At 45.1% G+C, this 13640-nt stretch carries 14 protein-coding genes; 8 read left to right on the top strand and 6 right to left on the bottom strand.

Features of this window, described 5'->3' with window-relative positions; translation table 11 throughout:
* Window positions 1–147: 147 nt before the first annotated feature.
* Window positions 148–2220 carry an FAD-dependent oxidoreductase gene (locus tag QUB77_RS18840; protein WP_333175897.1) on the bottom strand — a complete coding sequence of 691 codons (2073 nt, stop codon included), beginning with the start codon at window positions 2218–2220 and terminating at the stop codon, window positions 148–150.
* Between the two features lie 161 nt (window positions 2221–2381).
* Between QUB77_RS18840 and QUB77_RS18835 the strand changes: the two genes are divergently transcribed.
* The 3 genes from QUB77_RS18835 to QUB77_RS18825 all read left to right on the top strand — a co-directional run bounded on the left by QUB77_RS18835 (window position 2382) and on the right by QUB77_RS18825 (window position 4606).
* The gene (locus QUB77_RS18835) at window positions 2382–2894 is read left to right on the top strand and encodes a hypothetical protein (RefSeq protein WP_333175860.1); all 513 of its coding nucleotides are present in this window, start codon (window positions 2382–2384) and stop codon (window positions 2892–2894) included.
* A gap of 90 nt (window positions 2895–2984) precedes the next feature.
* The gene (locus QUB77_RS18830) at window positions 2985–3749 is read left to right on the top strand and encodes an aldolase/citrate lyase family protein (RefSeq protein WP_333175859.1); all 765 of its coding nucleotides are present in this window, start codon (window positions 2985–2987) and stop codon (window positions 3747–3749) included.
* Between the two features lie 188 nt (window positions 3750–3937).
* Window positions 3938–4606, top strand: coding sequence for a 2OG-Fe dioxygenase family protein (locus tag QUB77_RS18825; protein WP_190663232.1), 669 nt, complete (start codon window positions 3938–3940; stop codon window positions 4604–4606).
* A 123-nt stretch (window positions 4607–4729) separates the two neighbouring features.
* On the opposite strand, the gene QUB77_RS18820 is transcribed toward QUB77_RS18825, so the two are convergent.
* From QUB77_RS18820 to QUB77_RS18810, 3 genes are all read right to left on the bottom strand, one after another.
* Complete coding sequence (locus QUB77_RS18820; RefSeq protein ID WP_333175856.1) at window positions 4730–5218, bottom strand: hypothetical protein; 489 nt, start codon at window positions 5216–5218, stop codon at window positions 4730–4732.
* Between the two features lie 361 nt (window positions 5219–5579).
* Complete coding sequence (locus tag QUB77_RS18815; protein ID WP_190657739.1) at window positions 5580–5993, bottom strand: nuclear transport factor 2 family protein; 414 nt, start codon at window positions 5991–5993, stop codon at window positions 5580–5582.
* A gap of 83 nt (window positions 5994–6076) precedes the next feature.
* Window positions 6077–6484, bottom strand: a complete 408-nt coding sequence (locus QUB77_RS18810) for a hypothetical protein (RefSeq protein WP_333175854.1) — start codon at window positions 6482–6484, stop codon at window positions 6077–6079.
* 535 nt (window positions 6485–7019) lie between these two features.
* Between QUB77_RS18810 and QUB77_RS18805 the strand changes: the two genes are divergently transcribed.
* The 3 genes from QUB77_RS18805 to QUB77_RS18795 all read left to right on the top strand — a co-directional run bounded on the left by QUB77_RS18805 (window position 7020) and on the right by QUB77_RS18795 (window position 9151).
* The gene (locus QUB77_RS18805) at window positions 7020–7298 is read left to right on the top strand and encodes a TdeIII family type II restriction endonuclease (protein ID WP_333175895.1); all 279 of its coding nucleotides are present in this window, start codon (window positions 7020–7022) and stop codon (window positions 7296–7298) included.
* Window positions 7285–8130, top strand: coding sequence for a TdeIII family type II restriction endonuclease (locus tag QUB77_RS18800; RefSeq protein ID WP_333175852.1), 846 nt, complete (start codon window positions 7285–7287; stop codon window positions 8128–8130). Before QUB77_RS18805 ends, QUB77_RS18800 begins: the two co-directional genes overlap by 14 nt.
* Before the next feature lie 70 nt (window positions 8131–8200).
* Window positions 8201–9151, top strand: a complete 951-nt coding sequence (locus tag QUB77_RS18795) for a PmeII family type II restriction endonuclease (protein ID WP_333175850.1) — start codon at window positions 8201–8203, stop codon at window positions 9149–9151.
* A 45-nt stretch (window positions 9152–9196) separates the two neighbouring features.
* On the opposite strand, the gene hisB is transcribed toward QUB77_RS18795, so the two are convergent.
* On the bottom strand, window positions 9197–9835 hold the full coding sequence (gene hisB / locus QUB77_RS18790; protein ID WP_333175893.1) for an imidazoleglycerol-phosphate dehydratase HisB: 639 nt from the start codon (window positions 9833–9835) through the stop codon (window positions 9197–9199).
* 207 nt (window positions 9836–10042) lie between these two features.
* Window positions 10043–10819 (bottom strand): enoyl-ACP reductase FabI, encoded by a 777-nt coding sequence (gene fabI, locus QUB77_RS18785; protein WP_006634022.1) that lies wholly within the window; start codon window positions 10817–10819, stop codon window positions 10043–10045.
* Between the two features lie 329 nt (window positions 10820–11148).
* On the opposite strand from fabI, the gene ntcA reads away from it, so the two are divergent.
* Both ntcA and QUB77_RS18775 read left to right on the top strand, forming a co-directional pair.
* On the top strand, window positions 11149–11814 hold the full coding sequence (ntcA, locus tag QUB77_RS18780) for a global nitrogen regulator NtcA (RefSeq protein ID WP_006634020.1): 666 nt from the start codon (window positions 11149–11151) through the stop codon (window positions 11812–11814).
* 77 nt (window positions 11815–11891) lie between these two features.
* Window positions 11892–13571, top strand: a complete 1680-nt coding sequence (locus QUB77_RS18775) for a DUF3084 domain-containing protein (protein ID WP_333175848.1) — start codon at window positions 11892–11894, stop codon at window positions 13569–13571.
* Window positions 13572–13640: the final 69 nt, after the last annotated feature.

Genomic DNA, 13640 nt, shown 5'->3' with positions numbered 1-13640 from the left:
TTATACTGGTTCGCAGGCTCTTCTTAATAACCAGTTAATTGTCGGGTGTCAGGAACAAGCCCGAAAGCCTGTTCCACCCTGTTCTACAAAGAGTGAATTTTTTTGTAGGGCGGGCAGGATGTCCGCCCTACAGATTACCAACTGCGATTATTTCCAATTTTGCCACGAACTATTGAAAATAGAAGTACCCGGAAAGGCGATGGGATTGGCATTTTGTTGCAACCGCAACTGTAACACTTCCAAGTTTGGCTCGCGGGACGGCAATTCGTCCACCAATTCATAAGGTAGAATCCCCTTTTCTAGGGAAAAAGCAGCCGTAACTCCCGCCGCCGCACCTGCAGACCATTCAAAAGAATGCACTCGATAAGCAGCGGCCGCTGTGTGGCTCACAGCTATACTTTTACCTGCCACTAACATATTGTCAATTTTCTGGGGAATCATTGCCCGCAGCGGAATTTGGAAGGGATAAGCTTGCCCTTGACCTTTGCGAGTGCCTTCGCGTTCGGTATTTCCTGGTGCTTCCGGCGGACTGTTGGTCATGCAGGGGTGAAAGTCGATCGCATAATGACCGATACCCACAGAATCAGGATAAATCGTAGCGCGCGATCGCGATTTTGTATCCTCAACAGATTGACTTCCCACAGCCAAAGCCGGCGCATTCAAACCACCCACAGCTAACCACAAATTGCGATACTCTTCCTCGGACAAATTTTGGCGATAAAAATCAGCCGTAAAGTCAGTGCGAGACATATCAACTTCCCACACCGTAAAACCTTGAGGCTGATTGAAACTCGGCCGCCCAATAATGCGCCGGCCCTCCCGCATATAAGGATATTTAGAAAGTCCGTGCACCGTCCCCATCGGCGAATCCAACCCGCTCAAAAAACGATTGTTTGGATTAGGCTTTTTGACTCCCTCTCCTAGCTGCGAGTCAGTAGTTCCTGTTACCAGCCAGTAGAAAAATCCTTTGGCATTTTCCTCTCCCTTTCGCAAAGTTTCGGTTCGCAAACCGCCCATCCATCCCCCCGGTTGCAGTTGACCTGCTTCTTGCAACTGCTCGCGAGTATAAATTAAATTATCCTGGGCAGAACCGGGACGATAGTCATTGCCCCAAGTCCAGTTTTGCATCGAAATATCCCCCGGATAAATCGGGTATTGCTTCGGGTCTGAAGGTCGCTTTTCATCCGGCATCATGCTCCTGATTTGGCGGTAGGTGAAAACTAAGGGAAAGCTCGCCAATCTCTGCAATTCGTAGCTGTAGTAAGGAGCGTATTGTTGATAAAAAGACGGCACTTGATGCTGCTGCGGTTCCTTCGTTGCCTGCATCGCAAAGGTGTAGGTAAAACCTTGAGTGCAATAAGCGTCGCCGCTTGGGCTAGCGGAGGAAGGTTCGAGAGGGGAACGCGGGTCAATTCCGAGGCGGTAGGGAACATCGGCAAGTCCGATCAATTCGCCTGTTTCAGTGGCATCTACAACGTACCAATCAGCACCTTTAGGTTGAGAATTGGACTGGTTAGGTGGTTTAGGAATAAACCTAATAATAGTTTTGTTAAATCGCGGAGAATTTTCGTAGCGATAGGCATCTTCGATAGTCTGAGAAAGAGTTTCGGTGTTGAGTGGTGGCGTGTTGGCTGCGGGTTTGTGTTGAATTGCGATCGCACTTTTAATTTGTTGGCCCCCAACCGCATTCCCCGCCACAGCAGGAGTAATTGCTAGTTCTTTAATAACGGTATTGGGAAACCATTTCAGCGTGCCTTTGCCTTTTCTAGCAGCATCCTGCAAGATGTTAAATAGAATTTTGTGACCGTCGTAGGGCATGAAACACGAATAGCTAACCCAACAGCCTCCGGGATTTAGCCGGCCGTAATGTTCCTTGATCCGCCCCCGCAATTCGAGGTAGCCGCGGGGGTAAAATAAGAGCGATCGCTGAGTATCTCTTTCATCGAGTGCGGAAGTTCCCTGGGAGGAAATTTGACCCCCTACCCAGTCAGTAATTTCAGTAAGGCAAACTGTGCGCCCCGCCAGTAAACCTTCGTAAGCGGTAGCAGCGCCTGCGAGTCCGCCGCCTGCTACTAGAATGTCGCAAGTTTCTGCCTTGTCTGGATTACGCGGAGGTTCGGCAAATACTGGCGAAATGCTTCCTATCGCGGAAATTATGCCGAGGGTGAGGCTAAGGATCGATCGACCTTTGAGCAAAAATAGATACTGTCTAAGTTTCATCAGAGATTGTGGAATTAATTGTGACATAGCGCGAAAAACACTCATGCCATCTAAATGTTTATTTTGCAGTATACTGGTATTTCGCGGTGTTGTCAGGGAAAACTTTTTTAGAGAAGAGGCATTAATACCAGCAACAACTATTGAACAGCCGGCTCTACCTTATGCTCAAAATCGTCAAAATTTTTAGGTCATTGATTCCTTTTGAGAGTTTAACAATTACCACAAGTTTAACTTTTTCCGAGGTTTTACGCAGGTTGGACGAAGTTGTTACTCCTCCCAAAGTTGTTAGAATAATTATACCCTTTGGGCCGCCACCTCCAAAACCTTATGAAGGAACAATTTCTGGCAAAACCTTCAAAATTAATCGCATCATCATCGGTCGAAATTTATTGTTCCCAATTATAGAAGGAGATATACAGACTCAACAGTTCGGTTGTTCCATCAAAATTAGGATGACTTTACATAAAATAGTCATAGGACTTCTGATTCTTTGGCTGTGGACAACTGGCAGTATTGGAATGTTTGCTTTATTTGCTTGGTTGGTCGAACCCTCCGTGGGAGCAATATTTTTACCAATTTTAGGAATGTTTATTTTGGGCTGGCTTTTGTGCTTGATTCCTTTTAAAATAGAAGCAAAAGCAGCTACAAAATTTTTGTCTATTCTCTTAACCTAAAGTAAGTTGTAACGGCAATATTTTAGCTGTATTATTAAAAACAATTTAGGTGCATCGGTCGTCATCGACGGTAAAAAAAACTCCAAATTTATGCGTCAAAACCAACTCAAACAAAAAATTAAACAAGGCGAAACCGTCCTCGGTTTATTTATGAACTGCGCTTATCCCGCATTCATGGAAATATGCGGTCACGCTGGATTCGATTTCGCCGTTATCGATATGGAACACGGCCCCCTGAACCCGCTTGCTGCTGAAGATTTGTGTCGCGCCGCCGACTGCACTGGAATTGCACCGATTATTCGTGTCCGCAAAAACGACGGGCCGCAAATTCAACGAGCTCTTGATATCGGCAGTGCAGGCGTTCAAGTACCTCAAATTGAAAGCAAAATCGATGCCGAAACCGCTGTCAAAAGCGCTAAATACAGTCCTCTGGGTACGCGAGGCCTTTCCTTCGCTACGCGGGCGGGACTTTACACCGCTGCAGGTACAAATATCACCGACAAACTCAACCAAGAATCCTTAGTTGTGATTCATGTCGAAGGCAAAGTTGGCATCGACAACCTGGCAGAAATTGTTACTGTGCCAGAGGTGGACGTGATTTTTCTAGGGCCTTACGATCTGTCACAGTCGATCGGCATACCCGGCCAAGTCCGCGATCCCCGAGTCATCGACATGATGCAAGAGGCAGTGCAAACTATCCGCCAAGCAGGCAAAGCGGCCGGTACTTTTGCTGACAGCCCCGAAATCGCCCAGCAGTGGATTGATGCTGGCGTTCAGTACGTCACACTTGGGGTCGATGTTGCCGTTTTCCTGCGGGCCTGTCAGTCGCTGGTGAAAGCGGTCAATCGATTTTAGATTTTAGATTTTGGATTTTGGATTAAAAGAAAAACAAGCCCCCGGATTCGTCTTGCAAGCTTTACGATATCTTTGCAATTTTTGTAAGGTCTTTTACGACACATACAAAAAACCTGCGCTAGAGTAGAAGCATACACCTCCTCAAGGCAAAATTAGGGAGGGGAGCAAGGCTTCAGGGAGTAAAATCTATGAAAACCGTATTAGAATCCATTCATTTGGATTATGCCTTCATGTTTACTTTCAAAAAAGTAAACTCGATTAAGCTAGAAGGTTTCAAGGAATTTTTTGACGATATGCCTGTCGATCCGTATGTAAAAGGTAAGTATCGTTCTAGAAGATTGTCGCGGTTTACAGTCAACGGAGATGAGTTAGTTAAGTTACCTCACGGCTATTTGTTTCAAAGCAAAACATACAATCCGTTAGTGGGTGATATCAGGCGGGAATTTGCCGAATTGGACGATCGGCTAATCGCCCTCGATAATTTCAAACAGATGATTTTTGCTTTTTTCGATTCCTGCAAAATTCACCCGGAAGCTGAAATCGGCATCCATCAAATCAGGACGACTTGTTCGCCGCACAATTTCGGCAACCCCGCACCGGAAGGCATTCACCAAGACGGTACTGACTTTATCGGGATTTTCTCGGTTGACCGAACTAATATTGTAGGCGGGGAAACGCATTTGTACTTGGCTAAAAAAGAGAAGCCTGTTTTTAATAAAGTTCTGCAGCCAGGGGAATTGCTGTTAGTTAACGACCACGAGTTTTTCCACTTTACTACACCGATTAAACCGGAATCTGAAGGTGTGGGAACCAGGGATGTCTTTGTCCTGACTTCTCCGAGTTTGCTTACCGATTGAGGATACAGTCCTGGACGCATAACCTAATGATGTAGGGTGCGCGCCGCGCACCTTACTCCGATTACCGATTACTGCATCCCACAGAGCACCTTTTGGTTTCGCCCCCACCCATCTCGATCGTGGTTAATGCTTGGGAAAATCGATTCCTGAAATGGATATTCCTTCCATCTTCTGCACATATCGTCCTTGAGCAGCTACACATTCTGCCATTTTTTTAGCTTGTATGGGTTGACTCCTTGGATCGGGGGAGATACCTCTATACTCCCATGTACCGCGAATGTCGCCAGAGAATGCTTTTCCATTGTTTTTTAATACTAGCTCTGTGCCAGTTGCATCAATATAGAATTTCCCATTTTCCAAAGACACGCTGCTAATTGTGATAGATTCGACTCCTTTGTAGGGATTTGCAGGGCCATCGACGATCTTGATGCAGATTCTATTGTTTTGATGTGCAATCTCTCTACGGGAGTTATTGAACATTGTTCCTTGAGCGTAGTAAGCTCCTGTGGGTAGAATTGTAGATCCCTGTTGATTACTTTGAGCCGATGACAATGATGAGATTGACAGAAGAATAGAACTAACAATTAGTGTTTCGATCGCCAAAATTTTCATTTGCAACAAAACTCCATTAAAATTGTTTTTTCATATTCTACACGATCGCAGATGCTCTATAAACTTCTCTAGAGTTCTGGCAAAAGTAAAATTCACCCCCCTTAGTCCCCACTTATTAAGAGGGGAAACAAGAATAATCTTGCCTCCTCCCCTGATTCAAGGGGAGAGTTGGGGTGGGCTGCTTTGTATTTTTGCAAGAGTTCTAATCATGACTCAAGTCCTTACTACAAACCTTTCGTTAGTAGTGAGGACTTTATTCGTCTTTCTGGCTGTGAGTCAATCATGACTAAAGTCCTGACTACAAACCTGCGTATTTTCCTAAAAAACCAGGTTGATGCCTCTAACAACTCACAGATAAATCTTATCGAAACTTCCGTTCCGATTCTTGAATCGGAACATCATTAATGCTAGCTTCACGTCTTCGCATTAACCCATTTTCGGCAAATTCCCACTGTTCATTACCATAGGCGCGATACCAGTAGCCAGAATCATCGTGCCACTCATACTCGAAGCGAACAGAAATTCGATTGTCTGTAAAACTCCACAGTTCTTTCTTTAAACGGTAATCTAATTCCTTTGCCCATTTTCGTCTTAAAAAAGCCTTGATTTCTTCCCGTCCGCTGAAGAATTCGGCACGGTTTCGCCACTGAGAATCTTCCGTATAAGCTAAGGCTACTCGTTCGGGATCGCGGGTATTCCAGGCATCTTCAGCAGCTTGAACTTTGGCTTTAGCCGTTTCCAACGTAAAGGGCGGTAGAGGTGGTTTAGTTTCCATCAGCTTTGTTTTTTGTGATTATAAAAGATAAGGTGCGGGATGCTCGCGCTACAGAGATAGTTTTGGGACTTTGATATCAATCCTCAGCATCGGGATCGATTCCCATTGCTCGCAGTCGCTCCGCTAACTGGGTAACTTTTCGCTGCTTGTCCGGCTCTTTCCCATTCTTGTTCGGTTCTAGCCCGCTCAATTTCAACTTGTTCGGAGCCAGTTAACAGCAAATTCCCCTGGGAATCCCACCACCGCAGCCAAAGCAGTTCTTGATTTTGATAGCTTCCCTGCCACAGTCCCAATTCTACATCTAGTACAGGAATGGGATAGTGACCGCGTTCGTTTGGCTCCATCCTTTGATACACAAAATCTATCAGGTGATAGACCTCTAAATTGCCCGTTCTCATTTCATAAATGCCGTAGTAAGGAATGCGGATAATTCTCTCGTACACCCAGAACTTACCGGGTTTAGTTGTTGTACCGTCAGCGGCCACAGTCAAGGGAATACGTGAATAGTTTTGTCACTAAGGGAAGACTAATGGTAAAACCTGCCGCTTGTAGTCCCGAAGCTATTTCTTTATGCGTCAAATTAGTTTATTTGATTAACTCATTCATTGGGTCTCCGGCTGTGTGATTTTTTTAAACTTCTAAAAAGGCTGCATCAATGCCGATTTGAGTAGACAGAATACTTTTTATTCCCGCTCCTTTCTTTCTGACCCTGGAACTCTTTAGTGTCTCAGAGTCCATTTTTTATCAATCTTCTAATCCCTTGATGATGGTATTTCTGCTGCATCCCAAAAGTTGCTTTACATAGCTAATTCCACCCCATCCTAATTTTTGAGATTCTTTCTTCTGTATACCTTATTTTATCCTTTTATGATCTGGATTTATATTTTTTTTCATTTCTGACTCAATTGAAGTAGAATAAAACATGGATTAAAAAGTAAATTAGAATAGTTAAGGAGAAAAATCCGTTGTGAGTTGAGTTCTCTTTTGGCGAAAATTGCAATAAGCGCACTTTTTTCATTATAACCGATAACTCATCAACTTATTTATTTTTCATTCCTTAGCATAGAGGCTATCAAGGAAATTGAGCGTCAGATAGCGCTATTTGAGCCGTCAGCCGACAAAAATGCAAATAAACCTGCTTTTGAAGAAATGATAGAAGCTGTTCTTGAGGCGCAAAAAACTAACCATTTAGTTAGGCGATCGGTCAAAGCAGATTTGTACGTGCTATCCCGTGACGGGAGGAAAGTTTTCTTTGAAATTAAAGGATCTAAACCCAACAAAGGACAATGCAATGTCAGCTATTAGCTCAACTACCCGCGTCATAATCAAAGCATACTTAGAAGTTTTCATCGAAAATCTTGTCAATGAATACAGAGGACGGCTAATACCGAAACTTGATATTCCAGCAGCATATTTATCATGCAAATCCTCTAAAGGTCAACTGAAACCGTTTCAGGCTGCTATTATGCCGTCAGAATTGCTACGGATTAACGAGTTTGAAAGAGGTTTCAGCAGTAGCTTGGGCACAACTTATGAAGAATGTGCAAAACTCATTGCTTTGGAACATCACCAAGAAGCAAGCAGAAGCTATGAAATTTCTGGCGAAGTTAGCATAGAGGCTATCAATGAAATTGAGCATCAGATAGCGCTATTTGAACAGTCAGCAGACAATAATGCAAATAAACCTGCTTTTGAAGAAATGATAGAAGCTGTTCTTGAGGCTCAAAAAACGAACCATTTAGTTAGGCGATCGGTCAGAGTCAAAGCAGATTTGTACGTGCTATCCCGTGACGGCAGGAAATTTTTCTTTGAAATTAAAGGATCGAAACCCAACAAAGGACAATGCTTGGAGGTAATTCAACGACTGCTGAGATATCATTTACTGTGCGGACTGTCTCGGCCCGATGCTCAATCTTATTATGCTATGGCTTACAATCCTTACGGGCCAAATCGTTCAGATTATAAATGGCCAGTGGCAAGGAAGTACACCCCTTTTGAACAAGCTGTCATTATGGGACATGAGTTTTGGAATATTATAGGGGGAGAGAGTGCCTACGAAGAACTTTTGGATATATATCAAGAAGTGGGGCGGGAGAAGGGTAAGTATATGCTTGATGCTCTTGCTTTTGGATTTTAGTAAAGTATGAGTTTCTTCAGCTTTCTCTTTTCAGTTAACTAATATATAAAAGAGTTGAGGAGAAAGAAAAGTGTCAGAGCAACTTCATGAATTATTAGCATTTGTTTTAGAAAAAGAAGTAGGACTGCCTGCCAGAAAGTCTCGCTCTTTCGCCAGTCACTTTGCGGAGTTAGAAGAATTTTTTAACTTAGAAGCCGCAACACTCAGAAACGGCATCAGCAGCATATCTGGCAAAACAGCGCTCAGATTTACTGCCGATGAGATTGAACGGATTTTAGCATTTATATCTTCAGGCAAGCTTTCGCTGCAACTTACGATCGCTGAAAATTTTTTAGGCAGTATTTGTCGGGATTTTACTGGGCGACAGCTAGTTATGGTTGAAAATCTGACTTTAGGGAAAATTCATCCCAACCCATTTTTAATCAGGGCGTTAAATCTGGACACTCCTGAAGAAGTTGTCAGGCTTAATGTTTATATGACGGCTACTAGGTCTATTGTCACTTCAATGGGATTTTTTATTCAAAAACTATTGATATCTTGCTCTGAAAGTGCAGAAAGTGCACCGGAAGAGTCAGGATGGGACGCAATTAAAACTACGAGTGATGGCGAGAAATGCTGGATACAGGTAAAAAGCTGCCCCAATGATATGGATAAAGACCAGATAGTATATTGGGCTGCCAAAATTGAGGAAAAAATTCAGGAGGGCGATCGCGCTTATATTGGTATAGCTTACGGCAAAAGAACTAATAAAACTGTAACACTGGGTTTGCTGAAGCAAATTTTGCCAAATTCGGAAATGATCACTTTAATCGGTCGAGAATTGTGGGATTTTGTCAGTGAAGATACTCGCTATACTGTGAATCTGTTTGAAGTTTTGCGTCTATCCGCCAGTCAAGTTTTAGCACACAGTTCTATTGCTGAAGCTATAGAAAGGTGTAGCGATCGACTAATCGCTGAATTTATCGGAAAGTACGGTGAGGGAAGTCAAGGTGTTTTTAACTATATAGCAGATATATTTTGATTTACAGCTTTGCAGTAGCCCAGAAGCGCTACTGCAAACCCCAAACTACAAAACCCCTTTAGAACTCGGAATCCGACTGGCGCGCCGCGGATCGATTTCCACCGCCATCCGCAGAGCTCGCGCAAATGCTTTAAACGCCGCTTCTACAATGTGATGAGAATTTCCGCCCTGCAACTGTCGAATGTGCAGTGTCATTTGAGTGTGGTTCACCACCGCCGAAAAAAACTCTTTCACTAATTCGGTATCGTAAGTGCCGATCCGCTGGTTGGGAATTTCCAAGCTGTAACTTAAGTGAGGCCGTCCCGAAAAATCTAGCACTACTTCAATTAAAGCTTCATCCAAAGGTGCGATGAAATGTCCGAAACGAGAAATGCCCGATCGATCGCCGACAGCTTTTGCTAGGGCTTGGCCCAAGGTAATTCCCACATCCTCGTTCGTGTGGTGGTCGTCAATCTCCAAATCCCCGATCGCCTGCACGTCCAAATCTATCAATCCGTGAGAAGCAATCTGGTGCAACATATGGTCTAAAAACGGAATCCCCGTAGACGCCTTGCAAGTTCCCACACCGTCTAGATTGAGGCTGGCCGTGACATCCGTTTCTAGTGTCGTGCGTTTCACCAAGGCGGCCCTAGCTGGTTGAACTGAACTTGTAGGAGGTAGAGAAGGGCGATCGATTATCTCCATAATTCGCAATGGGTCATTCATTAGTTATGGATAATTAGTAATTGAAGATTACAGATTGAGCAGCGCTGATTCTCAAGTGTTTAGTTAAGAGAATTATGCACAACTCAAAACTCTCGAAAGGGGCGGATTTTGCATAAAACTTACTTGTTAAAGTTAAAGTTTATTGTCTCAACCCGCCCCTACATAACTCAAAATTCTCGACAACTGTTACATTCCCATGATTTCGTAACCGGCATCGACATACAAAACTTGACCCGTAATCCCGCTAGCGAGATTGCTGCACAGAAAAGCCGCAGCATTTCCCACTTCCTGCTGAGTCACCGTCCGCCGCAGCGGCGCCACTTCCTCAACGTGGTGGATCATGTCCAGAATACCGCCAACTGCTGACGAAGCCAGAGTCCGAATTGGGCCAGAAGAAATCGCATTTACCCGAATATTTAACGGGCCCAGTTCAGCAGCCAGATAACGAACATTCATTTCCAAAGCCGCCTTAGCAATTCCCATCACATTATAATTAGGAACTACCCGGACGCCGCCCAAATAAGTCAGCGTCACAATACTGCCACCCTCGGCCATCAGCGGTTTAGCAGCAGCACAAAGCCGCACCAGCGAGTAAGCGCTAATATCCAAAGCATTGGAGAAACCTTGGCGCGAGGTGTTGGTGAAATCTCCCGAAAGTTCGTCCTTGCCGGCAAAAGCCAGACAGTGGATCAAGACATCTAACTTGCCCCACTTGTCGGCGATGGTTTGAAAAGTAGACTCAATTTCGCTCTCGTCTTGGACATTGCAGGGCAAATACAGACTGGGATTGAGCGGTTCCACCAGTTCAGCGACTTTGCGCTCGTGCTTGCCTTTCTCGTCCTTCAAATAAGTTATGCCGAGGTTGGCCCCAGCTTTGTGGAGCTGCTGAGCGATGCCCCAGGCGATCGAGCGATTGTTGGCAATGCCCGTAACAAGAGCATTTTTTCCGGTCAAATCTATCATCTGTATTTCTTCTAGAAGCAACTAGCACCGTTCTCATTGGCTCTGTGCGACAACCCCGCCAGTTTAGACACAACTGATTCAGATTTAACTGAGCCAGACACAATTGAGACACAATTGAGACACAATTATATTAATTTTGCTGTGGAGCTACATGGGGGCGGAATTGAAAAAGTTAAGAGAAGGGCTAGATTTAATCATACAGTGCGTGTTTACCTTAACATTAGATGGAAGTAACCGAATCCTTGGATATTGGAGGTTGGGCAGTATATTTACTCAATAAGGTTAATCGGCAAGTTATAAAGTATTGATTAGTACAGAAGGATCTAGTCGTGACGCATGATAGACCGCTAGCAGCCGTGTTCCGCCAAATCAGCGGCGGGGCGTTTCCACCCATTGTGGAAACCTTTGAACGGGGCAAGACAATTTTTTTCCCTGGAGACCCGGCTGAGCGCGTCTACGTTCTCATTAGAGGTGCTGTGAAGCTCTCCAGGGTGTACGAAGCAGGGGAAGAAATTACAGTCGCCCTCCTGCGCGAAAATAGCGTATTTGGGGTGCTGTCTCTGATTACGGGACACCGATCGGACAGGTTTTACCACGCGGTAGCCTTTACGCCGGTGGAATTGATCTCGCTGCCGATCGAACAAGTCGAGAAAGCGCTCAAGGAAGACCCAGAACTGTCGATGGTGATGCTGCGGGGGCTGTCGTCTCGGATTTTGCAAACCGAGATGATGATTGAAACGCTGGCCCACCGAGATATGGGTTCGAGACTCGTCAGCTTTTTGCTGATTCTGTGCCGGGATTTTGGCGTGCCCGGTACAGAGGGGATTACGATAGATTTGAAGCTGTCCCACCAGGCGATCGCCGAAGCGATCGGCTCGACGCGGGTAACTGTGACTCGTTTGCTCGGGGATCTCAGACAAGAAACCATGATCTCGATCCACAAGAAAAAGATCACAGTCCACAACCCGGTGGCTTTAAGCCAGCAATTCACTTGATGCCGAGAAAGTATAGGATTTTGGATTTTGGATTTTAGATTCAATCCAAAATCCAAAATCCAAAATATAAAATCGGAATGACTGCTGGATACATCCTGGTATTTGTAATTTTAGTGTTGGGGGGTGTGATCGCCACTGTCAGCGATCGCCTTGGGACGAAAGTCGGCAAGGCAAGGTTGAGTTTGTTCAAGCTTCGCCCCCGCGATACTGCTGTTGTTGTGACAGTGATGGCTGGCAGCATCCTGTCAGCAATTACTCTGGGCATTTTGTTTGCTACTAGCAAGCCACTGCGAACGGGAGTTTTTAGAATAGACGAGATTCAAAAAAGGCTCAACAACGCCCGCAGAGAAATCAACCAAGCCACTCAAGAAAAAAATCGAGTTGAAAGTGAATTAGCTCAAGCCAGAGCCGCTCAAGCGCAAGCTAGAGCCAATTTAGAGCAAATTAATCAATCCCTCCAAGCAGCTAATGCTGAGCAAGCTCGGACGCAAACAAAATTAAACTCGCTGCGGGCCCAGCTCAACAGCGTGCAAGCAGCCAAGTCTAAAACTGAAGAGCAGTTAAGTCAGGTAGAAGCTGCTAAATCTAAGACAGAAGAACAGCTCAACAGCGTGGAAGCAGCTAAATCCCGCACCGAAGAACAATTGAAACTGGTTCAAACGGCCCGATCGACTACACAAGCTCAGCTCGATCGCACCGAGAACCAATTGAAAACAGTTTCTGCTCAAAAAACGACTTTAGGAGCGGAAATCGCCCAACTGCAAGAGGAACGCCAACAGTTAATCGAGCAGGTAAAAACTCAAATTGCCAAGCGAGACGCAGAAATTGCCCAGCGAGACGCAGAAATTGCCCAGCGGGACAAAGAAATTGTCGATCGCAACGAACTAATTGCCCAGCGGGACAAGGAAATTGCCCAGCGGGTGCAAAATCTCGCCGAGCGCGATCGAACTATTGTCGAGCGCGACAAAGTAATTGCCGAGAGGGAAGCACTCTTAGAAACCTTGGCACAGCAACAAGCTCAACTCGAACAGCAACAAACTTTATTGCAGCAGCAAGTGCAAGTTTTGGAACGCGATTTTCAGGCAATCCGCGAGGGTACAGTTGCTATCAGGCGCGGTCAAATTTTAGCGGCTGGCGTGGTTCGCATCCTCGAACCCGGTATGGCGAGTCGCGCGATCGATCGGCTTTTGCAAGAAGCAAATAAAACCACCGTCGGACTGATGCAGCCGGAAAATAGAAAGGTTAGAGAGCAGGTTATTCAAATTACTAAAGCAGAAATCGATCAACTAATTAGTCAGATTAAAGACGGTCAAGATTACGTGGTGCGGATTGTCGCCGGCGCTAATTACCTGCGGGAAGAAAAGGTAATTAAGGTATTTGCAGAAGCAGAAATCAATCGAGTGGTTTTCCGCGCTGGAGATGTGATTGGAGGGGTTGCTGTCGATCCCGTGACTTTGACCCACGAACAGGTGCGGCAGCAGTTGCTGCAATTGATAGAAGCTTGTCAATTTCGCGCTCGCCTGATCGGTGTTGTCGGCGGTAGAGTGCAAGTTGCCGACAATCAGATTGAAACTTTAGCTGGTTTTATCGAGCGATTGCAGCAGTACGAGAAACCGCTGGATGTTCAGGCGATCGCTGCAGATGTCACTTACATTGCCGGCCCGCTTAAAATAGATTTAGTGGCTCTTGAAAACGGAGCCGTTGTTTTCCGCACCGGAGAACAAAAACAAAGCTCAGGAGATTTGAAACTTAAATAAACTCTGGAGCGATATATCCAATTTGAGCAAAAATTGTGCGCCATCGAACCAAAATTTTGCTTGACTTTT

This window comes from Microcoleus sp. AT9b-C3 (assembly GCF_036705485.1).
Classification (GTDB): domain Bacteria; phylum Cyanobacteriota; class Cyanobacteriia; order Cyanobacteriales; family Microcoleaceae; genus Microcoleus.
The sequence above is the reverse complement of the archived record's forward strand: the minus strand, read 5'-3'. Positions and strand labels throughout refer to the sequence as shown.